Source organism: Acinetobacter sp. SFD (genome assembly GCF_001647575.1).
Lineage (GTDB): Bacteria > Pseudomonadota > Gammaproteobacteria > Pseudomonadales > Moraxellaceae > Acinetobacter > Acinetobacter pecorum.
On the sequence record NZ_LSZJ01000011.1, the window covers coordinates 380370 to 402174 of the forward strand.

The following is a 21805-nucleotide window of genomic DNA, read 5'->3' on the forward strand; positions in this document are numbered from 1 at the left end:
ACATTAATACGCGCCGCATCAAATGTCAGTTTATGATCATTATCTGTCCAGCTTTTATCCTGATATTTTGCACGTACAAACCCCGAAACACTCAGCTCGCCGGTAGCCGTCTTTGCATCCCCAATACTGAGTCCTGCAAATACCGGCATACTTACACTGGTAACAACAGCCAATAAACAGGACTGAGTTAAAATATTCATTTTCATTAAAATAACTTCTCAAATATTTAGCTTTGCTTAGTTTTGATGCCGATCAATCAATTCGGCATATATTTCTGAATTTCTTCATCCGTCGGTGCTTGCAAGTTGTACTTGGCAATCAACTGATCGTATTCCCCAGATTGTTTAATCGCGTCTAAACCGTTTTTAACCTTATTAAGAAGTTTTTGATCTCCCTTAGGTACGGCAATGCCTCCTAAAACTGGAAAGAATGGTTCAGTTGAACTGATCACCAGACGGTCTTTTAATTTTTCTACAGTACTTTTTGCAACACTGGCATCGTCATAATGTGCATCGACTGCTTTTGCGAGCAATGCTTGAACCGCTTCGGGGGACGTCACAAATTCACGGATGGTAATTGGCTTTTTTCCTTTGGACACACAGCTTTCTTGCGACATTTGACGGAGTTGTTCAGGGAACATGGAACCATTTTGTGAAGCGACCGTTTTGCCACATAAATCGTCACGGGTTTTAGGTTGATACTCAGAATCTGCCAATACCACGAGAGCCTCTGTGGTCATGTAATACGGCACCATATCAACTTTTTCGAGACGATCCTGGGTGATATATAAAGCTGACATTACCAGATCAAATTTTTTGGCTTCCAGTCCTGTAATCAGATTTGAAAACCGACTGTCTACAAAATTTGCTTTATCACCTGATTGTTCAAAGATTTTATTGGCAATATCAATATCAAAACCTGCAGGTTTATCATTTTCCATATATTCAAATGGCGGAAAGGTCATATCACTTCCAATTTGATATACCTTTCCTGTACTTTCTGCTGTGACTGCTTCCTGAACAGTTGGCTTATCGCTACATGCAGATAATCCACATGCCAAACTGAGTGCCATAATCAATGGTTTTACTTTCAACGCTACCTTCATATTTCACCTCAAGAGACCATCTTTGGAATGACTTTAAAATTGTTATACGTGAGTTTTTCGTAGAAAGTAATTTTGAATTTCCGTGCTAATAATCCAGAAAAAACGATGCAGTATTTACTCTAAAAAATATTAGACTTTTCTTATATTTCAAGGAGATAAAACCAGTGAAAAGTGAATCCAAAATACGCATTGATTTAGCCGTTTCACTCCGTCTTAGTGCAAAACTTGGCATGCATGAAGCAGTAGCCAATCACTTTAGTGCAGCTGTATCTGAGGATGGAAAATCCTTTCTTTTAAATCCCAAATGGGTGCATTTTTCCAAGGTCAAAGCCAGTGACCTGATTTTGGTTCATGCAGATGATCCAGAAAGTTTTGAGAAAGGAAAAATTGATTCGACGGCTTGGGCAATTCACGGACAGATCCATCAATTAAGACCGGACATTAAAGTGATTATGCATTTGCATCCTGTCTATGCCACCACCCTTTCAAGCTTAAAAAATCCGACCTTGTTGCCTATTGAACAAAACAGTGCCCGCTACTTTAATCGCGTATCTTATGACTTCCATTATGGCGGGATGGCAGACCAATTGGGAGAAGGTCAACGCCTTGCAAATTTATTGAACAACAATTCGCGCTTGCTCATGGGCAATCATGGCATTCTGATTGGCTCACATGATATTGGTGTGGCATTTGACGATATGTATACCTTTGAACGAGCCAGCCAGATCCTGGTTCATGCCTATTCTACCGGGCAGACTTTAAATATTCTGGCTGATCATGTTGCAGAAAAGACCGCCCAGGATTGGGAAAAAATTGAAGATTTCAGCATTGCGCATTTTGAACAAATGAAAGCGATTCTCGTGGAAGAAGATCCGAGCGTACTCGACTAATGTGATATTTCATGCATAAAAAAGAGCTTCAGTTGAAGCTCTTTTTTATAGGTGCTTTATGCCATTTCTAAACCAGCTTGCTGGACAAAGAATGATGCCCCTTTTGGTTTTTGAGGAAGCTTTAATTGATTCACTGTCATACGAACCTGTCCACTTTCTACACCATATACTAATTGCCCTTGGTGTATGCTTGGCAAGGGATTGTCCGACAAGGCTACCGCATCTTCAGCTGCATATACCGTAATAAACAGATAACGTGGCAGTTCAGTATTGTTAGCACCAGAAGCATGCAGCAAACGGGTATGCATAAAGCATACTGAACCCGCAGGGCCAATACATGAGATATAGTTTTGGCAATGTGCGGCTTCGACTTCCGCTTCCACTTTTCCGCTAAAACGTCCATCTTGCCAGTGATTAAATAACTCACCTTTATGACTTCCCGGAATGACTTGTAATGGGCCATTATCTGCTGTGACTTCCCCTACCATGAGTAATGCAGTAATCATGTCGTCATTGGTATGCGGGGTAAAGGGAAAGTCCTGGTGCCATTTCACTGTGGTAGCGGTATGGGATAGTTTGGCATTCACTTTACTGTGATGAAAACGTGTGCCACTGCCACCTATCAATTGTCCTGCCATTTCCGCCATACTCGAATGAATCGCGGTTTCATAATATACCTCTGAAATTTCAGTCGGCGAACTCACACGGCGTAATGCTGGATGGTCGGCATCATGGTCGACAGGATCCACATCAAAACGTGAACGACCATCAATCGCTTCTCCGTACGCTTCCGTATACTGACGGCTCTCGTCCACCCATGTTTCAAGCTGCGCGCGCAGGCCTGCCAGTTCATTAGGACTCATTACATTTTCAACAACTAAAAAACCGTCACGATGGAATTGTTCAATTTGCTCTTGTCTTAACATTGTATTTACCTTCATGCTTTTACTTTAATTACTTGTTCATCACTGCTGCAATGTCTGCCTTAGTTGGTGTTTGTAAACCATAAGTACTGAGGATTTTTTCAAATTGTCCAGAAGCTTTAAGTTTATTCAGTCCTTCTTCCACCATTTTATAAGTCGCTGTATCTCCTTTACGGATTCCGATCCCGCCCACTGTTGGGAAGAACTGTTCAGTCGATGTAATCTTGACTTTATCCGGTAAATTTTTCACAGCCGCATTCATTACTGCTGCATCGTCATACTGAATTTCTACTGCACGGGCCAATAATGCCTGAGTGGTTTGCGGTGAAGTTTCAAATTCACGAATAGTGATTTCCTTCTTACCTTGTGCAACACAACGATCTTTGGAAATTTCGACGACTTGTGTTGCAAATGCCGTACCTTTCATTGCACCGACAACACGACCACATAGATCTTCAGGACCTTTTGGTGAAATATCGTTCTCCTTACGCACCAATAGGGAAATATCCGTTTTGTAATACGGAATCATGTCAATTTGCTCAAGACGTTCTTTGGTGATGTACATTGATGAGAATAAAATATCGAATTTCTCACCTTTTAAACCTGGTATCAGATTGGCCCAACGGGTATCTACCCATTCCGGTTTATAAGTACCGTCAACCTCTGCAATCTTTTCCATAATGGCAACGCTGACGCCTGCAGGTACACCGTTATCTAAATATTCATAAGGAGGAAAAGTGAGGTCCGAACCCACACTGACTGATTTTTTAACTGATGCATCTGTTACTGTAGATGCAGGTTCTTCATTTTTTGTACAGCCGGCCAATAATAAACTTCCGACTAAAGCACTCATTAAAATAGATTTATGTTTCATTTATCACCCCAGACTCAATGGTCTTTTTTCTCTTATTTAAAATATAAAAGAATATGTTGAATAATCCGATTAGGATTTTTTTATGTAATGCTTTATAAAAATAAATTTCGATAATCTGCACAAACCTAAAATAAAAAGCAGTCATAAACAGACTGCTTTAAACCGATATTTAAAATTTAAGCAGCTCTGGCCATAAATTTATCTAAACGCTCACTACCCGCTTGTTTTAATGCTTCAGGACTATCATTTAAAACAATATGCCCACCTTCCATAAATACGACCCGATCTGAAACTTTGAAAGCAAAATGCATTTCATGAGTTACAATAATCATGGTCAAACCTTCCCTCGCCAGTTCTTCGATCACTTTTAGTACTTCATTCACAAGTTCTGGATCAAGTGCGGATGTCGGCTCATCAAATAAAATAATCGAAGGTTGCATAGCCAAGGCACGTGCGATCGCAACACGCTGTTGTTGTCCACCGGACAGCTGGTGCGGGTACTTGTTCGCATGTTGTTTCATACCCACTTTTTCAAGCATGGCCAATGCAGTAATTTTGCTGTCCAGTACTGTTCCCATGTTGTGGTACAGAGGTGCCAGCATGACATTTTCTAAAATCGTTTTGTGCGGGAACAGATTGAAGCTCTGGAATACCATTCCTACATGAATAATCTGTTTTTTATAGGCAGCAGATTCATCGGTTAATTCCTGGTCTTTTAAAAATGCTTGACCCAGTAAATTTACTGTACCTTTATTTAATGCTTCCAGACCATTCAAGGTACGGATAAAGGTCGTTTTTCCTGAACCCGATGGACCGATAATGGAGATCACCTCACCCCATTTCACATTCAGGTTAATCCCTTTTAATACCTCCTGATCGCCATAGGATTTATGGATATCAATCGCTTCCAAAGCATACATACCTGAACGTTCGCCACTAATTTCTTTACGTGCCCGAACCGAGGCAACAGGTAACTGATATAAAGGGTCATTTTCATTCAGCAGTCCGGGGTTACGATTGGTAATGTCAATTTTGCGTTCAAACCAGTTAATCGCCCAGCCAAATACTGTCACAATCAATACATAGTAAAATGCAACTGCCAGCATGGTTTCCATAACCAGAAAGTTCTGGGTATAGAGGCGTTGGCCCACCAGCAAAATTTCTGTCAAGGAAATGACCGAGACCAAAGAGGTTAATTTTACAATCGACACATATTCATTGCCTAAAGCGGGCAGTGCCACGCGAAATGCCTGGGGAATCACAATCAGACGCTGAATACCCGAATATTTGATACCCAGCGCTTTACCTGCTTCAATTTGTCCCTTATGAATTGAAGTTAAACCACCCCGATGAATTTCTGCAATATAGGCGGCTTCACTCAAGGTCATTGCGATTAAACCTGCAAGAAAAGGCGAAGCTAAAACTACGCTTGAACTTGGGAAAATTTGTGGCAGGTTATAAACAAAAACCAGTAGAACCAGCAATGGAAGGCTGCGAAAGAACCAGATATATACATCACTTGACCATGCGAGCGGTTTAAAACGGGACTGTTTCCCCAATGCAAGGACAAAGCCTGCTATAATCCCGATGACCCACACCAGCACACTCAGCTCAACAACCGTCCAGGTTGCCTTCCAGAAATTGCTGTTTGACAATAAACTAAATGTATATGACCAATTAAAATCCATTCATAACCCCCTATTTGCATGATTATTTCCTATTACCTTTGTTATATCGGAATTTATATCAATAAGTAATTTTGAAAAATTGATGTATTAGCAATGTTTTTTTTAAGCAATAAAAAAGAGACCATAAAAATAAACAGGTCTCTTTGATTAAAATAAATAAAAAACGGCGAAATAATACAAACATGCAAACTCAATAATATTTATAAACTAAAAAATGTAAGTTACGGCACTTAAAAAACTAACATAGACTCATTAATAATTTTTCAAGAAAAATATCACACTGATTTAACTGCTCTATAGCCACATATTCATTTGGCTTGTGTGCGACCGCAATATTCCCAGGCCCACAAACTACAACCGGACAAGTTAAAGCAGCCTGGAACAAGCCTCCTTCCGTACCGAAAGAAATATTTCCAAGAGATGTTTCTTTGGGGAGTAAAGTTTGAATAAACTGCACTGCTTCAATGGTCGATGATGTACTGAGTCCCGGATACTGATTCACTTCTTCAACATCAATGTGCTGCTGAAATTCGGATTGAATCGATTCAAAAATCTGCGCTTGAATACGCTGACTACTGTCCTGTGCTAGATGACGAATCTCATAATCAACTACGCATTGATTCGGCACAATATTGAGTGCGGTTCCTCCCGAAATTTTCCCGACATGAACTGTGGTATACGGAATATCGTAACCTGAGTCTTGTGCACCATAGTCACGCAGATCATGTTGAACCTGTTGTAGTGATTCGACCAATTTACTCGCCACATGAATCGCATTCACATATCGGGGTGCAAGAGCTGAATGGCCTTCCTCGCCACAGCATTTTGCTCTGAATACTGTTTTACCTTTATGAGCTAAAGCCAGTTGCATCATGGTAGGTTCACCAATAACACACATTAGCGGAGAAACAATCGTGGAAGCGAGTTGATCCAAAATACCACGTACACCAATACAGCCAATTTCTTCGTCATAGGAAATACATAAATGTACTGGCCGTTGTAAGGGATACTGGCTGGCTTTCAACATGCTTACAATGGCACAGGCCAAAAAGCCTTTCATGTCTGCACTGCCACGACCATAGATATTGCCGTTTTTTTCGATAGCTTCAAATGCCGGACTGGCCCAAAGCTGTCCTTCGACCGGGACGACATCTGAATGTCCAGACAGCAAAATTCCAGGCTGATCAATCGGGCCTGTACTCGCAAATAAATTGGCTTTGTTTTGTTCAGCATTAAAATTCAGCTCTACGCGAATTCCGCTCTGTTCCAGAATCTCTTTAACATATAAGATCAAATCAAGATTGCTTTTATATGATGTGGTATCAAATGCGATCAGTCTCGATAAAAGCGCCACTCTACTTAAATCACTCATAAATTAAACCTCTTCCGTCTCACGTTTCATTTTGACGTGTGGGTCAAAGAAATGCGCATCTCCCATTCCCGGAATATATTGATTGGATAAAAAGGAACGGCAACGGCTAATGAAAGCTTGAGATACTGTATTCAGATTGGCGTTTTTTGCCGTTGCCAGCCCGATTTGCATAGGACGGTGTTCACCTGCAATTCGCAAACGGACCAGACGTTTTCCATCGAGAGAAAAATTGTTTTTTGGACGTACATTTAAAATGGTATAGCCCAAATTATTGGCGACCATGGAACGTACAACATCAACATGACGCGAAGAATGCACGACTTTCGGACTGAGCTTATGATTGCGGAATAACGAAATAAAATAGTCATTGCTGAATGGCAGATCGAGGAGCACCATTGGAAGTTCTGCAAGCTCTTCTAAAGTAACTGCAACATTCTGTGCTAAGGGGTGAGCTTCACTCACCAATACGTGCGGTGGCAATACGGCCAGTGGCTCAAAATTAATGAGGTTATGGTCAATATTCAAATCATAGGTCAGCACCACATCAAGCTCATTCCGAACCAGAGCATTTAGCAAAACCTGTTGGTCATCCTCGCATAAATCAAGCGTCACACCCTTATATAAATTGGTAAATCCGTGAATGATTTCGGCATAAATCATGGGGGAAAATGCAGTAAAACATCCAAGTTTTAACGGCCCGCGGATAGAGCCTGAAAAATCTGCGGCCAGGGCATATAAACTATTGGCCTGACTTAAGATGAACTTGCATTCATGCATGACCTTTTCACCAATACTGGTCAGGATCAAACCTTTTGCATGTTGGCGTATAAACAGTTGAACCTGCAATTCAGATTCAATATGTGCTATCGCAGCTGAAATAGAAGGTGAAGATACGTGAATTTTTTCTGAAGCAATGATGATGCTACCGCTTTCTGCGGTAGCAACAAAGTATTGCATTTGGCGTAATGAGATTCTGTTTAGCACGCTTACATCCTTGGTCAGCGCTCATTGAAGTCTTATTCATCCCCAGCAACCCCATAGCTCGGAGAGCCAGATGGGTTTAAAGCACGAATAACATAATCTTCAACTTGCGGCTCATAGACTTTCCACAATTGATAGAGGTCTTCTATTGGCGTTTCAGACCAGTCAACCCGTAAATTAACTACAGGCCATTCCAGCTTATCCACCACCAAAAGACCTGCTGAATGAACTGGACCAGCCTCGCCTCCTGCTGCTAAACCTGCTTGTAAAGCGCTTAACAGGCGCTCTGCCAAACTACCTTCAGTTTGATGAAACACCTCGACCATCACTTTGGGAATAGTTTCATTGGCAAGAAGATTTCCCGCACCAACAGCATGCTCACCAATGCACTGTGAATAAACACCCAGTGTATTCTTGCCACTAAATGCAGCAGGTTTTTCGTCAGAATTGATCACTGTTAGCTGTCTATACTCGATAAATTCCGTATTTTTCACTAATTCCACGATCGATTCTTCTGGAGCCAGATCATATTTGATCATATCTAGCAAAATGTTTGCCAAGTGTGGATCTGTGATGTTCTGAGATGTAGCAACCCCTACGCCCGCTCTGGCCTGGATGCACCGTGCTGCTACAGCTGGAGAAGAGGAACTGATTGCCCCTCCAAATTGCCCCGTTTTGTGGCAACGAGCAATAATAGAAAATGTCATAGGCAGTTATCCTTTTCTGCATTAATCAGGAATGACTGCGGTTGCATCAATTTCGACCAGCCATTCTGGACGTGCCAGGGCAGAAACGACAATACCGGTCGATACTGGGAAAACACCTTTTAACCATTTGCCAACCACACGGTAAACCTCTTCGCGGTAACGTGGATCAATGATATAGATTGTGATTTTGCAAATGTCTTCCAGCTCGCCGCCCGCCTCTTCCAGTAACATTTTGATGTTATACATCGCCTGTTCAGCTTGACCTGCAGCATCGCCAATACATACACTTTCAGAGGTATCCAGGTTCTGGCCAATTTGGCCACGAAGAAAAACTGTGCTGCCACGTGCCACTACTGCCTGGCATAAATCGTTATCTAAACTTTGTTCCGGATAAGTGGCTTTTGTGTTGAATGTTCTAATACGTGTATGTTTCATTTAAGATGTTCCTCGCTTTGGTACATCTTCAGTATGAGTTAATCCGTCTGGAAGGCAATTTCCCTTTTCCGTGGTGCTAATTCAAAAATTCCTTACCAGTTAATATTTTGTTTTTATAGAGTATTTATAAATATTTTTTTAACTCTTCGATTTTTATCTGCTTTCAGAAAAAACTAAGCTAGGGGTATGCAACACTTCCCTGCTCGAGCTGATTTCCTTTAAAATCAGGGTGAAATTTAATACGACAATTATCGTTTAGGGAGCGGTGTGTTTTGTGCCATGACTCCAGACAGAAAATGTGGCTGATAACGTTCTTCCAGATAATCAATATCTTCTTGCTTGAGCTGTAAATTTACGGCATTTACTGCATCATCAATCTGATATTTTTTAGTTATGCCTACGACTGGAGCTGTAACTTTTGTGAGCAGCCATGCCAGTGAAATTTCAGTCATTGAAACCTGATAACGTCTGGCAAGTTCAGCCACCCTATCGATGATGATCTGATCCTGAGCAGCCGTTTTATCGTATTTCAGTTTTGCATAATCATCTTCAACGGCGCGTCGGGTCTGATAGTCTTTCTGCCGGGCGAGACGACCGCTGGCCAAAGCACTGTAAGGCGTCATTGCAATCCCTTCTTCAGCGCACAGACCCGAAAGTTCACGCTCATCCTCACGCATGATCAGGTTGTAGTGACTCTGCACGGAAACAAACTGGCTAAGCCCTTCACACTCCGCCAATGCATTCGCTTTGGCCAATTGCCATGCATAGCAGTTGGAGATACCAATCGCACGGATCTTACCTGCTTTGATAGCCTGATGCAGGGCCTCAAGCACATCAATGATGGGCGTATTGTAATCCCAGATGTGGTAAATATAGAGATCAATATAGTCCATGCCCAGATTTTGCAGGCTCTGATCAAGGGAGTGTGCTATCGCCTGCTTCCCGTCAATACCGCGGGCAATTTGTCCGGGTGTACGCGGTAAGAATTTGGTGGCCAAAACGACTTTATCGCGCTGTGTCATATCGCGTAGCGCTTGACCCACATAACGCTCACTTGATCCATTTTGATAAGCAATGGCAGTATCGAAAAAATTAATTCCCTGTTCCAGACCATAGCGGATAATATCACGACTTTCCTGCTCTCCTAGTGTCCAGCTATGTTGACCTGTGGACGGATTGCCAAAACCCATGCATCCCATGCAAATACGAGATACCGTTAAATCACTTTTGCCCAGTTGTGTATATTGCATTTGACTATTCACTCCTCAATCATTTTTGGGTGAAATTTCAACCGTAGCTGAGATAGCTCGTTCACTAATCATGCTAGGCAGGTAGCTGCTGTGCGCATATTTCTGGCGGTAAGCATTGTCAATTTTTTGCTGTAACAAGGGATCAGACACAGGTGAAAAACTGACTTCATGAACCTTGCCTGCTGCATAGATTCTGCCAGCCCTTTGCTTAAAGGCAGCTTTGAACCAACGGGATGTTACTCCGCTGTATGCACGTACAAAAAGACGGTTTTCAACGACCACCTCCCATATCCAGGTCGGTGTACCTGTTGTTTGCATATCATGATGATATGGGGCAATTTTCAAATCATCTGCCTTGTTGATTTGATCAAGTAGATCTGGATCCCAGCTCATCTCCACCTCCTAATATTCACACACTTTATAAGTAACCAAATCGTGAAAATAAGAACTTACACCAGAAATTGGCATTAGCTTCACGATTCACATTATTGATCTGACCAGCTTGCAGAGTCTGGTGAGAGTTTTAGATTTAACCAGCTTTGATTATCCTCAACCTACTGATCAAAAAAATTCTTCTAGCCATTCAAGTCTCAGGTATAAGTCGACCCTATTCTTTATTAGCGTATGAATACGCTTAATTACGTTTAAGCCTATTCAGCAGCGCATGCATATCGTGCTCTATAGCCTGTTTCATCATGACTTTATTTGGAGTAACCGTTCAGCATTGCGGAAGGCTATTGCTTCTTTGTCCTCTTCCGAAATGGGTAAACTTTGAATAAATTCTTGTATGCCATCTAGAGTCTGATAAGGATAATCCACAGAAAAAAGAATCCGTTGTGGCCCCATCAGTCCATAAATAAACTGAAAATGTGGCAGCGTGAGCATACCTGATGGGGTCACATATACCTGTTCCTGAAAGGTTTGGGTCAGGGTACGCTTTAATCCTGTCGCGGCCTGGGGAAGGCTGTCATCTAGGCGTTGCAACCAGAACGGTAACATCTCTCCCCAGTGACCGCTAATGACCTGAAGATTTGGATATTTATCAAAAGCACCTGAAAGGATTAAGCGCAGCAGCTGAATACCTGCCTCGTGATGCCAACCCCAGCCAAACATGGAAAGTCTGGCAGTCACCTCACTATTGAAACCGCTGTAATACGCCTGCTGTACGCTGCGCACAGGAAGCCCGGGGTGAGCACGCCCAGCGCGTTAAAGCATTTCAGTAGCCGGTTGAAATCGGGATGGTCAATAAAATGGGATGAAAGCCGCCCATTGAGCAGAGCACCCTTGAAACCTAATTCTTTGACCGTTCGCTCCAGCTCTTTTCCGGCCTCATCCGGCTGAGCCCAAGGGAGCGTTGCGAATGCCGCAAACCGGTCGGGATGAGCATTCACTGCTCGAGCAAGGCGGTCATTCGCGGCGTGGCTTAAATTTACCGCTTCAGCAGCAGGTGCCAAATGAGGAAATCCGCCAACAGAAAGAACCGGCATTGTAATCCCAGCTTGATCCATATCCGCCAGACGTCCGCTACCTAGGTCTGAACCTTTTAAATTTATTAGATCATTTTTCTCAATTTGAGGACGGCTTCGATCCGGAGAATTACCATCTGTAACCGTCTTTGCCCAGTCAAGCAGAAATGGAGCCTGTGCAAGCGCGACAGCCATGGACGCTTTAGAAAATGCCTTATCGAGATAGTGTTCTTCCACACAAATTATTTTCATTTTTTTCTCGCAAGTGATACAGATGACGCCAACTTGTTTCTGCTGATGTCTTTCATACAAAGGGCCAACACAACCATCAACTGAATATGGTTAAAAGTCTACTCAAAGGGACCTCTTTGCTGGCATCAGACCTGTTAAATCATCGGTTTTTCCCAGGCACCTCGGGTATCCACGCCTGTTGCTTTAGCCAACTCCTCCAAGGTGACCATTTCGTCAGCGCTAAGCTGAATCTCTGCTGCTCTGGAAGCATCTGTAACATGATCAACTTTGGTTACGCCGATGATGGGGAGCGTTCCCTTTGCAATTGCCCAGGCAATGGCAATCTGGGCCACGCTGGCATTCTTCTGGTCTCCCATTTCCTTCATTGCAGCAGTTAGTTTTTCTAGCTGCGGTAAAACATTGTTATAGGTTTCAGCACGGTCACTACCCGCAGGCATAGGATGTTGCGAGTCATAACGACCACTGAGAGCACCTTGCTCGAGCACCATATAGGCAAAAAAGGTCATATTATTTTGATGGCAATAATCGAGAATCCCGGCTTCTTCAGAGGAACGATAGAGCATACTGTAGTGATTCTGAACTGCACTGACCGAGAAACCGGCTGGTTTTAAAATCTCGTTTACACGACTTATTTGTTTCAAGCTGTGATTTGAAACACCGACCTGCTTTACCTTTCCACTCTGTAAAAGAGGAATCAGACCTGGCGTCCATCGCTCTACATCAGCAGGATTATGTATCCAATAAATATCAATATCTTGCACACCCAGACGCTCAAGGCTGGCATTGAGCATGGCTGTTACGGGTTCAGCTGACTGCTCATCTGCAATTTGCGGCGTAAACTTGGTTGATATAATGATATCTTCGCGCGGATATTGAGGAATCAGCTTACCCAGCGCCGTTTCGGAACTCCCCATCCCGTAAACAGGAGCTGTGTCCCATAAATTCAGCCCTTGCTGCATAGCCTTGCTGAAGATCTCGGCCATCTGGCTATCAGAAAGGTGATTGCCAAATACGGTATCTCCTCCTGCAAATCCTGTTCCCCAGGACCAGGTGCCCAATGCTACTTTCGGTAATTTTTTCATTTTCTACTCCTAAAACAGCCGGTGAAGTCATTCAGTATCCAGCCAAATGAGAGTCAATAAAGAAAAGAATCTGTTGAAGAATTGGATGTTTTTTACAAGATAAATGCCGTTGCAATATACTTAGTAAAGTACTCTCTCATAAAAAAGAAACTTATGATCCTGAACTTGCTCTCTCTTCTTTTTATAGATACATTTCACCTCTTTCCGACAAAAAATTATGCCCGGCCACATCCAGAGATTATGCGGATTTCAAGGTGATATGACTTCCCGAATCAGGCTAACTGCATATTTTTTCGGGTAATGTCTGAGTCCAAATAATCCAGATGCAAAATTGCCCTTTATCTTTTGAGGCTATAAGTCAAAAAAACCCGTCATGAACAGCAGACATAATCACATTAAACGCTTATAGGGCATGGATCTTAAGGCTAGAGTTGTTAATAATCTTGAGTTTTTGTAAAGCAAAAATAAGGGAAAATTAGATCAAATATATTTAACTATTTTTAATAAAGAATTAGACACGAAAGCTATATTGCAGAAGCCATAAAACAGATTTTCCATTATTATTAATTATACGAGATCATACCAATTTATACTGTGAATATTTCCTTATCTGAGCAACCAAAAAGATGATTAAAAAAATGTTATTAAATCCACAAGCCTCTGTTATATGATAATTTTTAAGATTAAAATGAATTTATAATAGTTGTTCTTATTCTGACTATATTCCAATTAGTACTCCATAGTATGTTATTAATAGAACTACAATTTAAAAAAGATAATATCATTTATCCGAAATTAGGAGACCTTTCAAAAACGCATACTGATTATATTTTAATTTTCGATTTTTAAACCTTAGCTAAAGAATAATGATTAAATATTGAGTTAAGCTCTAATTTTTAGAGATAAACCCAATATTTTAAATCTATCTCTGATATTTAGTTATACGTCGAAGTTGCTCTAATTCTTCGATTAAATCCAGCATCATGGCCACAGCAGTAAAACTTGCATCAAAATCACGCTGTAAACGATACGCTTTTTGTGCACGTGACACATCATCCACTAAAAAATATAAATCTGATGCATTTAAGCGATGTGGCAAAATATCGTATTCAATCAGTTGTAGAACCCATTCAGGACTTTGACCACAGACTTGAGCAAAACTATTTAAATCATAATGTTGTTGTTCATCTAAAACTTCTGCCTGCTGGATATCTTCTAAGACCACCTCATAATATTTAACTGTTGTCATAATTTTACTCCTTATGATGATCTTGGCTTAAAGTTTGAAAATGCTGCTGCAAATGCTTCATAAGCCTGTTTTTGTTGCTCAGTTTGTGCAGCTGGTTGCACAATATCGAGGATCAGGAATAAATGCCCTGGATCTTTAGCAGGAATACCCTGATTTTTTAAACGTAATTGTTGACCTGTTTTGGCATTTTTAGGAATCTGAATATTGAGTTGTTTGCCATTAGGTAAACTTGCCATAATGGATTGTCCAAGTGCTGCTTCCCATGGACTAATCTTCAGATGATGATAGACATCCGCGTTTTCAACATAAGTTGAATCTGTAGCTTTATATTGGATTTCAATATACAGATCGCCATTTTCACCACCATGAATACCCGGTTGTCCTTGTCCTGTTAAACGGATTTTTTGGCCTGCTTTCATGCCTTTTGGAATTTTAACTTTTAAGACTTTACGCTGTACTTCTGCTTGCCCATATGCATTGATAGTGGGAATCTGTAATGTGACATTTTGAGTTGCGCCATGGAATGCAACATCCAGATCTACTTCTAGAGTCGCATGTTGATCATCCCCTTTATAGGATGCTCGACCTTGATAACGCTGTTCATTAAAACCACCAAAACCACCGCCAAAGCGACCAAACAAGTCCTCAAACCCTGAAAAATCCTGCCCGCCCATATTGGAATAATATTGATGACTATTCCCACCTTGGCTACGGCTACTCTGTGGATGGTCTAATTCAAAATCATATTCTGCTTTTTTTTCTTCATTACTTAACACATCGTAGGCAACATTTACTTCTTGCATACGCTCTTGAGCATCAGCTTCTTTACTGACATCTGGATGATATTTTCTTGCAAGTTTACGATAAGCTTTTTTAATTTGCTCATCAGTTGCATCTCGAGATACACCTAATATTTCATAATAATTCTTGGCCATATCTACTCTATTTTATTGTTTATGTTTTAATCATTATTCAAATTTTTTAAAGATAAAAAAACCTTTTAAGGATTTTTCTTGTTATAAATTATTTCGTTGCACACAAAAAATAACACATTAAAATTATAGCATAATATAGTTTTTCTGATGACAGCTGCTATAGCTGATTACTTAATGGATTATCATAATAAAAAATATTATAAAATAGCCTCTTACCCATAGGTATATCTGTACTCATGATTTTAAAATCATGCTAGATTTCTGCACAAGTGGAAACAATACCCGATAAAAAAACTTCTGCAGCCGCTTCTTTAACCTGTTGGGCAGATCTGGTTACTCGCTAAGGCTTATTAAAATCGTGGAACATTCGATACAAAGTATCGTCCTCAGTTACGATCTATCCTATCCCGATAGATCGTTACATCAACTTTATACTTAAATGTAGATCTACCATCCGATTTCGTTGATACACAGACATATAGATCAGCTTACGCCTGGATATATAAACTTCAATAAATTTTTGGCAGAGAAATTTATAGAATAAATACAGAACCTTATCTTTATAAAGCAGGGTCTCCAAATAACTACCCATAAAAAAGAGTCCATATAAGACTCTTTTTTAATTCAGAAACAGATTTTAAATATTGATATGAATTTCTACAGATCGTGTTGAATAAACTCCAATTCAAACGAATATTCAAAATTAAGACTTATGCATAACTCCAGAATTAAGAAATGTCTTATAGGGCGTATCGAAGTCATTGCATCTGCTCAATAGTGCAGAAGTTATAAAAGTCAAAAAGAAAGTAGAGTCTAAGCAGCATCAGTTGAATCAACTGTATAACATACTAATTTTTAATATATTAAGAAAATTTTTTACCTATTTTTTACCCATACAAAGCAAAAATGGGGTCACACAGCGTAGGACAGAGTCGGACAATACAGCCAATAAAAAAGCCTTTAAACATTGAGTTTAAAGGTTTTTTTAGATTCCGATGGATTACTTCGGAAAAAATTTTGGGGTGGCGTCAATTGAACTCAAAGCCTAACCTATTCATTCTAAAGATCTTTTATTGAATAAAAAAATTCATTGACCCAATTTTGACCCAAATTAGATTTAGTGCATTGAAACACTTTAAAATCTTGCTCAAATCCGAATTCAGGATTTGAAATGGCATACTGATTATACTAACATCGAGCTCACTATAAAATAATATGTTATAACATATTATTTATTTGATTTTCTTTTTTGATGTATCATTCTTTGAGATATATTTAGTGACAAGGTAATGTTTGAAATTATTGATGATTTAAAAAATAAATTAGATCAGCATCGTCCTCTTTCTCCTGCAATTGTAAAGAATTTACAAGAAGATCTTATTGTCCGTTGGACATATCACTCGAATGCAATTGAAGGCAATACACTTACATTGCTTGAAACAAAAGTTGTTTTAGAAGGCATAACGGTTGGTGGAAAGGCATTAAGAGAACACTTCGAAGCGATCAACCATAGAAATGCAATTTACTATGTTGAAGATATCATTCGGAAAGAGGAGTCTTTTTCTGAATGGCAAATTCGTAATATCCATCAGCTTATCTTAAAGAATATTGATGATGATAATGCTGGACATTATCGTCAGCAAAACGTATTAATTTCAGGTGCTACAACCACACCTCCCGACTATACACTTCTAAATGACAAGATGGCTCAGCTAGTCGATTGGTATAACATTGAAGCACATAAGCTTCATCCTATTGAACGTGCAGCTAAAGTACATGCCGATTTTGTTGGTATCCATCCATTCATTGCCGGTAATGGTCGCACATCACGCCTTTTAATGAATCTAGAATTGCTCAAAGCAGGCTATCCACCTTGCGTAATTACTGTAGAAAATCGATTGGCTTACTATGAAGCTCTTGATCAATGGATGGCTTATGGGAAAACTGATGCATTTATCCACTTAGTTTCTGATGCTGTTATTGAAGGATTTAAGCCTTATAAGCTGGTTCTAGAAATTTGAACTTCCTCTTCAACAACTTAGGAAAATATTACAACTTTAACTTTTAATTTATATCTATAATATCATTAGCTATATTGAGTTAATGAATACAGAACAGATAGAAAAAATAAAAATATCCAGGCGAAAAAAAACCATCGTTTAAAGTGATAATACAGTAAAAATTGTAAAAAAAATGCTGAAGTTATGATCAGAAAAATCCAAGTAATAATTCCTACAGAAAGACCATGGTCCAGACAGTTCAGATATAAAGATAGTGCCAGACAAATCACTGAATATATTTTTAACAAAGCTTGGGCATAATGAAAGCTCAGAAAAGGATACCCAAGTTTTTTCATTCCACTTTGACTGGTCATACACAGCTGCATCATTGCAACCATGGCCCACAATATTGCAGCCAGGCTCATTTAGCCACCTCACGCATCTTTATTTTTTTGAAATAAAAACAGGCAAATATATATCCCGTGGCGATGAGCATCAATACAAGATCAACACCTGCTATGGACCATTGCTGATTCAACATGGTATTCAAAAGGAACGCGTGAGAAGTCATGAATATGGGAATAAATACTGTCATCCATAAAATAACAGCAGTGAGGATAAAGGCCAAAACTATGGATTTTTGCATTTTAACCAGCATCGGAATGAATAGAATACCCACCCAGCTGATAAAAAATATACCTAACTCATACTGAATCCGTTGTTCGAGACTAGCCGTCAAAATCCGGTTAGCCAAAAAATACATAGCTGTCGCAAACGGCAAGCCCAGAAAAGTAAAATAATTAAGGTAAGCAACCACATTATAACTTAAGGTATGTTGCTGTTTAATGCGTTTCTTTTGCCACAATAAAGCCCCTGCGACCAACATGATGCAACCGACGAGACCTAAACTCGCTAGTATCCCCCTCATCCATTGACTGGCGTAATATCCTAAATGAATACCATAAGTTGCTGAGCTTATTTGAGCGACAGGATGCAGATTTCTTTCGGAATTCAGATTCTGTCCGGTATTTGCTGCAAAAATAAATTGCGGATTATTGAAAGTAATTAATTGGTTATATCCATAATCAAACGTAATTAAGGCTTCCGCAGTATTTGGATTTTTGACTTCAAATTTCTCCAGTGCAGCTCCATTACTTGCCTGTTGAGGTAGTTGACGGGAGAATACAGAAAATTCTTTTAATTGAAGAGCTGAATTTGCTGTCGATTTTGGCGGATTGATATATTGTATTTCACTATAAAACTTCTTTATTCCATTCTCGCCATAGTGTTTATTGATTCCTGCTGGCACAAGCAGATAGAAGAAAATCATAATCCCGGTAAAGGCCATAATCAGAAAAAAAGGCAGGGTCACTACACCGGTAATATGATGCAAATCCAATAAGGTACGCTGTCCCTTAAAACTCCGGAATACAAAAAAATCTTTAATTATTTTTTTATGGGTAAAGATCCCGGTAATTAATGCAATGAGAAATAGCACCCCGACAATAACCACAAGCGTTCTACCGACGACATCGGGCAAAGGATACAGACTGTAATGTAATTTAAAAAAAAAGTCGCCTCCCAGACTTTCCCTTCCCTCTGTTAAAATTAACCCTGTATTGGGGTCTTGCAGCTTATAGTACTTATGGTTTTGGTCTTGCCATTCCAAGGTGTTAAAAGGCATACGGGAACTGGCAAGACTCACTCGCCATCTTTTGGCATCTGGGGCATGAGTATTTAAATAATCATAGGCAACCTGGGCCGACTCAAAGGAACTAGGAGGCGCTTTTAGATATAAAAAATTTTCAGGTTTAGACCAAAGATTAATTTCAGTTCTGAAATAGGCAATAGAGCCGGTAAAAAAGATCAGGAAAACCGACCACAATACAACGATACCTAACCAGCTGTGTAAAGTTGCCTGTATCTGGCGAAATTGCATTTAATTTTCTCCAAATTTTTTTATGATCCAATAGCTCAGCAATAAAATATAACTAAGATAATTGATGCTCTTTTGCCATAATTTAGACGGAATACAAGGAACTAAAACAATATAAAAAATGAGAAAAGTAAAACTTAGGAGGGCAGATAAATAGATATTTTCAGCTGTTGCAAAGGGTAAATAATCAGGTAAAACCCAAGAGATCCATAAGCTATAGCCATAAGCAGCCAGGCAGATATAAAAAATTTCTTTAATAGATAACCACTCTGGTTTTTGTTTATCCATTGACCTTATCTTTCATCCCATCTCAGGAAGTGAAGAAGTATCTGTATTGCTACAGATACTTCCCGGGTAAGCATTAATAATTAATGGTATAGCTTAGGCCAAAAGTACGACCTTCAGCAGGAATCGCCAACAGCGCATTACCATTGGTCACAGCAGCTTGTTGTGCAAATACGGTTCTGTACTGCTTGTCCCAGACATTATAGACACCAAAATCGACACGGCCTTTAGCCACAGGGAAATGTGCCAGGACATCCATCGTGGTATAGCCTTTAATCTCTGCTGCACTATTACCATCACTTAAACCTGCGGCTATTAATGCTTGGTCATCTTTATAGGCTTCATCAGTGCCTTTGATGGCTAGCATTTGTGCACGTACACCATAACCTTCTTCATTATTCCACTCAGCAAACAGGGTGCCTTTCACAGGCGACACGGCAAAAGCATTCAGTTCATGCCATTGATCTGCTGCATCTTTATATTGTCCGCGTGTGTAGCCCAAGGTCCCACCCACCTTATAGTTGTCCATAAATGGATAACTTACCGTAGCTTCTGCTCCATAAATGCGTTGATCTGTATCTACCACATTTACTGAACGGTCAGCGTTGAACTGTACCACCTTATCAGAGGTATTATAGAAACCTGTTAGACCCAAGTTTAAGCCGTCATCCTGATTTAAGCGCCAACCCAATTCATAACTGTTGACCGTGATCGGTGCAATACCTGACGTCGTTAAGGTATAGGCAGCTACATCACGCAGCACGCGTTGTACATCCGGATAACTATAACCTTGTGAAAAATTGGCATAAACTTGCTGCGCATCTGTTAACTCATAGACTGCACCTAAATTGAACAGAAACTTATCAGCATCGGTAGAGTCAGCCGCCATTAAAGTAACTGGATTGCGTGCGGTTAAATAACTGTCAGTGTCTGCCTGAACATACTGATAACGCACACCGGCCTGCACATTTAAACGATCCGTCAGTGCATAATCCCCTTGTACAAATGTACCGATATTCTGGATTTCTGTATCAGGTCCGGAACCCTGTTTTTCCCCTGTTGGAGTGTAGACTAGGCCATTATTACTTGGTGTATAGTAATCAGCCCACTGGTGATCTTTCTCCCAGTCATAGTCCAGACCATAAGTCAGTTTTAAATCTCGCTCGGCCACCTGCAGGTCAGATTGAACGGTAGAGCGAATCCCTGCATAGTCCACATTGGATTGGCTTTGCTTCACATTCACGCCATCTTTTGAATAACCATAAGGTACGAAACGCGCTTTTTCATTCCGGTAATACGCTTCAACATTCAAAGTTTGGCCCAGGAAATCCTGGTTTTGATACTGGGTATTAAACGCATAGCGTTCTGTAAAGGGTTGTTTATCTAAGCTCCACCCTTTAATAGCTTTATAAGAAGGCTGTGTGCCGGTTTGCAGATAAGAATAGTCAGGACCGTATTCGGTATCCTGTTCATCATTATAATATTGTGCACCAAAACTTAAGCTTTGACTGTCAGTTAAATTAAAGTTTAAACGACCATTTACATCAACAGTATCGGTATCCATGGTGCTGCCCTGCCAAGGGCTTAGCGAGATACGATCCCCCTTACCATCAAACTGTGAACCCCGACTGGTATAATCTACCCCTAAAAAACCGTCAATCTTGTCATTACTAAATGAAGCAGTTTGCCCCACTTGATAAGCCAAACTATCACGACGGAAATTATCAGCCGATGTCAGGCCTAACTTGGTCTGAAAGCTGACTGGTTTCGATTTGTCCACACGTTTGGTAATAATATTAATAATCCCGCCCGTCGCACCTGAACCATAAATGCTGGTCGCACCTGAAACCACCTCGATATGATCAATCATATTGGGACTGATACTGTTGAGCTGACGCGCCACATCGCGCGAACCGGTCTGTGAAACTCCATCAATCATGACCAATACATTCCGTCCACGCATGGTCTGACCATAGTTACTGGTGGTTCCACTGCTAGGTGCCAGTGAGGGTACCAACTGCGCTAAAACATCTGCGACTTTTCGACCCGCTCCAGCCTGTTGAGCAATTTCTTCACCTTGAATGGTCTGCACAGTTCCCGCAACTTCAGCAATTGTTTTAGGGGTACGGGTCGCTGTTACCACAATAGGAGAAAGCTTGAGAGTTTTATTTGATCTTTCCTGCTCCTTAGATGCAGGACTTGACTCTTCTGCATACAGCTGTGAAGAAATGGCGACACTAAGAAGACACAGACTGAATTGAGATAGTCGCATTGTTAATCCCTTTACGTAAATATTATAATGGTGCAAATAATAATCATTACTATTATTAATGTAAATTTTTTATTGCAATATTTATTGTTTTTTTAACAGCTTA

Annotated in this window: 21 protein-coding genes and 2 pseudogenes; 2 read left to right on the forward strand and 21 right to left on the reverse strand. The window is 40.3% G+C overall.

All coding sequences use genetic code 11. The annotated features are described in order from the left end of the window. Together AY605_RS15075 and AY605_RS07175 are read right to left on the reverse strand one after the other, a co-directional pair. Positions 1-200, reverse strand: a pseudogene (locus AY605_RS15075) (hypothetical protein); the annotation flags it as partial. A gap of 56 nt (positions 201-256) precedes the next feature. Next, positions 257-1105: an ABC transporter substrate-binding protein gene (locus AY605_RS07175; protein ID WP_064095746.1), complete on the reverse strand. Its 849-nt coding sequence runs from the start codon at positions 1103-1105 to the stop codon at positions 257-259. A gap of 164 nt (positions 1106-1269) precedes the next feature. On the opposite strand from AY605_RS07175, the gene AY605_RS07180 reads away from it, so the two are divergent. Continuing rightward, the gene (locus AY605_RS07180) at positions 1270-1995 is read left to right on the forward strand and encodes a class II aldolase/adducin family protein (protein ID WP_064095747.1); all 726 of its coding nucleotides are present in this window, start codon (positions 1270-1272) and stop codon (positions 1993-1995) included. A 56-nt stretch (positions 1996-2051) separates the two neighbouring features. Here AY605_RS07180 and AY605_RS07185 read toward each other — a convergent pair whose 3' ends face one another. From AY605_RS07185 to AY605_RS07245, 15 genes and pseudogenes are all read right to left on the reverse strand, one after another. Next, entirely contained in the window at positions 2052-2921 is an 870-nt protein-coding gene (locus tag AY605_RS07185) for a phytanoyl-CoA dioxygenase family protein (protein WP_064095748.1), read from the reverse strand. Between the two features lie 28 nt (positions 2922-2949). Next, positions 2950-3792 carry an ABC transporter substrate-binding protein gene (locus AY605_RS07190; RefSeq protein WP_064095749.1) on the reverse strand — a complete coding sequence of 281 codons (843 nt, stop codon included), beginning with the start codon at positions 3790-3792 and terminating at the stop codon, positions 2950-2952. Between the two features lie 176 nt (positions 3793-3968). Beyond that, positions 3969-4712 carry an amino acid ABC transporter ATP-binding protein gene (locus AY605_RS15390; protein WP_228138647.1) on the reverse strand — a complete coding sequence of 248 codons (744 nt, stop codon included), beginning with the start codon at positions 4710-4712 and terminating at the stop codon, positions 3969-3971. Positions 4713-4829: 117 nt separating this feature from the next. Then, positions 4830-5480 (reverse strand): annotated as a pseudogene (locus AY605_RS15395) (amino acid ABC transporter permease); the annotation flags it as partial. Positions 5481-5718: 238 nt separating this feature from the next. After that, the gene (gene argE / locus AY605_RS07200) at positions 5719-6852 is read right to left on the reverse strand and encodes an acetylornithine deacetylase (RefSeq protein ID WP_064095751.1); all 1134 of its coding nucleotides are present in this window, start codon (positions 6850-6852) and stop codon (positions 5719-5721) included. A 3-nt stretch (positions 6853-6855) separates the two neighbouring features. Continuing rightward, positions 6856-7836: a LysR family transcriptional regulator gene (locus AY605_RS07205; protein WP_064095752.1), complete on the reverse strand. Its 981-nt coding sequence runs from the start codon at positions 7834-7836 to the stop codon at positions 6856-6858. A gap of 32 nt (positions 7837-7868) precedes the next feature. After that, entirely contained in the window at positions 7869-8540 is a 672-nt protein-coding gene (locus tag AY605_RS07210) for a DUF1028 domain-containing protein (RefSeq protein ID WP_064095753.1), read from the reverse strand. Between the two features lie 21 nt (positions 8541-8561). After that, positions 8562-8975 carry a RidA family protein gene (locus tag AY605_RS07215; protein ID WP_064095754.1) on the reverse strand — a complete coding sequence of 138 codons (414 nt, stop codon included), beginning with the start codon at positions 8973-8975 and terminating at the stop codon, positions 8562-8564. Between the two features lie 248 nt (positions 8976-9223). Next, positions 9224-10225, reverse strand: a complete 1002-nt coding sequence (locus AY605_RS07220) for an aldo/keto reductase (protein WP_064095755.1) — start codon at positions 10223-10225, stop codon at positions 9224-9226. 15 nt (positions 10226-10240) lie between these two features. Continuing rightward, entirely contained in the window at positions 10241-10618 is a 378-nt protein-coding gene (locus tag AY605_RS07225) for a DUF2255 family protein (RefSeq protein WP_064095756.1), read from the reverse strand. A 300-nt stretch (positions 10619-10918) separates the two neighbouring features. Continuing rightward, positions 10919-11401 carry an amidohydrolase family protein gene (locus AY605_RS15315; protein WP_205630791.1) on the reverse strand — a complete coding sequence of 161 codons (483 nt, stop codon included), beginning with the start codon at positions 11399-11401 and terminating at the stop codon, positions 10919-10921. Then, complete coding sequence (locus tag AY605_RS15320) at positions 11353-12003, reverse strand: amidohydrolase family protein (protein ID WP_322843207.1); 651 nt, start codon at positions 12001-12003, stop codon at positions 11353-11355. The genes AY605_RS15315 and AY605_RS15320 overlap by 49 nt, the downstream gene beginning before the upstream one ends. A gap of 74 nt (positions 12004-12077) precedes the next feature. Beyond that, positions 12078-13025 carry an aldo/keto reductase gene (locus AY605_RS07235; RefSeq protein ID WP_064095757.1) on the reverse strand — a complete coding sequence of 316 codons (948 nt, stop codon included), beginning with the start codon at positions 13023-13025 and terminating at the stop codon, positions 12078-12080. A 922-nt stretch (positions 13026-13947) separates the two neighbouring features. Continuing rightward, positions 13948-14274 carry a chaperone modulator CbpM gene (locus AY605_RS07240; RefSeq protein ID WP_064095758.1) on the reverse strand — a complete coding sequence of 109 codons (327 nt, stop codon included), beginning with the start codon at positions 14272-14274 and terminating at the stop codon, positions 13948-13950. 11 nt (positions 14275-14285) lie between these two features. After that, the gene (locus AY605_RS07245; RefSeq protein ID WP_064095759.1) at positions 14286-15209 is read right to left on the reverse strand and encodes a DnaJ C-terminal domain-containing protein; all 924 of its coding nucleotides are present in this window, start codon (positions 15207-15209) and stop codon (positions 14286-14288) included. Positions 15210-16498: 1289 nt separating this feature from the next. On the opposite strand from AY605_RS07245, the gene AY605_RS07250 reads away from it, so the two are divergent. Further along, on the forward strand, positions 16499-17230 hold the full coding sequence (locus AY605_RS07250; protein WP_064095760.1) for a Fic family protein: 732 nt from the start codon (positions 16499-16501) through the stop codon (positions 17228-17230). Positions 17231-17295: 65 nt separating this feature from the next. Here the strand turns inward: AY605_RS07250 and AY605_RS15400 are convergent, their stop codons facing one another. The 4 genes from AY605_RS15400 to AY605_RS07270 form a co-directional block, all read right to left on the reverse strand. After that, positions 17296-17634, reverse strand: a complete 339-nt coding sequence (locus AY605_RS15400; protein ID WP_064095761.1) for a DUF3325 family protein — start codon at positions 17632-17634, stop codon at positions 17296-17298. Next, positions 17631-19148: a PepSY-associated TM helix domain-containing protein gene (locus AY605_RS07260; protein WP_064095762.1), complete on the reverse strand. Its 1518-nt coding sequence runs from the start codon at positions 19146-19148 to the stop codon at positions 17631-17633. Before AY605_RS07260 ends, AY605_RS15400 begins: the two co-directional genes overlap by 4 nt. Continuing rightward, the gene (locus tag AY605_RS07265) at positions 19149-19433 is read right to left on the reverse strand and encodes a hypothetical protein (RefSeq protein WP_004779917.1); all 285 of its coding nucleotides are present in this window, start codon (positions 19431-19433) and stop codon (positions 19149-19151) included. Positions 19434-19506: 73 nt separating this feature from the next. Beyond that, a complete protein-coding gene (locus tag AY605_RS07270) occupies positions 19507-21702 on the reverse strand; it encodes a TonB-dependent receptor (RefSeq protein WP_064095763.1) in 2196 nt (731 codons plus the stop codon). Positions 21703-21805: the final 103 nt, after the last annotated feature.

Coding starts and splice junctions, on each gene's coding strand:
- AY605_RS07175 (WP_064095746.1), bottom strand. CDS start 1,105: ATGAAGGTAGCGTTGAAAGTAAAACCATTGATTATGGCACTCAGTTTG.
- AY605_RS07185 (WP_064095748.1), bottom strand. CDS start 2,921: ATGTTAAGACAAGAGCAAATTGAACAATTCCATCGTGACGGTTTTTTA.
- AY605_RS07190 (WP_064095749.1), bottom strand. CDS start 3,792: ATGAAACATAAATCTATTTTAATGAGTGCTTTAGTCGGAAGTTTATTA.
- AY605_RS15390 (WP_228138647.1), bottom strand. CDS start 4,712: ATGTATGCTTTGGAAGCGATTGATATCCATAAATCCTATGGCGATCAG.
- argE (WP_064095751.1), bottom strand. CDS start 6,852: ATGAGTGATTTAAGTAGAGTGGCGCTTTTATCGAGACTGATCGCATTT.
- AY605_RS07210 (WP_064095753.1), bottom strand. CDS start 8,540: ATGACATTTTCTATTATTGCTCGTTGCCACAAAACGGGGCAATTTGGA.
- AY605_RS07215 (WP_064095754.1), bottom strand. CDS start 8,975: ATGAAACATACACGTATTAGAACATTCAACACAAAAGCCACTTATCCG.
- AY605_RS07220 (WP_064095755.1), bottom strand. CDS start 10,225: ATGCAATATACACAACTGGGCAAAAGTGATTTAACGGTATCTCGTATT.
- AY605_RS07225 (WP_064095756.1), bottom strand. CDS start 10,618: ATGAGCTGGGATCCAGATCTACTTGATCAAATCAACAAGGCAGATGAT.
- AY605_RS07235 (WP_064095757.1), bottom strand. CDS start 13,025: ATGAAAAAATTACCGAAAGTAGCATTGGGCACCTGGTCCTGGGGAACA.
- AY605_RS07240 (WP_064095758.1), bottom strand. CDS start 14,274: ATGACAACAGTTAAATATTATGAGGTGGTCTTAGAAGATATCCAGCAG.
- AY605_RS07245 (WP_064095759.1), bottom strand. CDS start 15,209: ATGGCCAAGAATTATTATGAAATATTAGGTGTATCTCGAGATGCAACT.
- AY605_RS07250 (WP_064095760.1), top strand. CDS start 16,499: ATGTTTGAAATTATTGATGATTTAAAAAATAAATTAGATCAGCATCGT.
- AY605_RS15400 (WP_064095761.1), bottom strand. CDS start 17,634: ATGAGCCTGGCTGCAATATTGTGGGCCATGGTTGCAATGATGCAGCTG.
- AY605_RS07260 (WP_064095762.1), bottom strand. CDS start 19,148: ATGCAATTTCGCCAGATACAGGCAACTTTACACAGCTGGTTAGGTATC.
- AY605_RS07265 (WP_004779917.1), bottom strand. CDS start 19,433: ATGGATAAACAAAAACCAGAGTGGTTATCTATTAAAGAAATTTTTTAT.
- AY605_RS07270 (WP_064095763.1), bottom strand. CDS start 21,702: ATGCGACTATCTCAATTCAGTCTGTGTCTTCTTAGTGTCGCCATTTCT.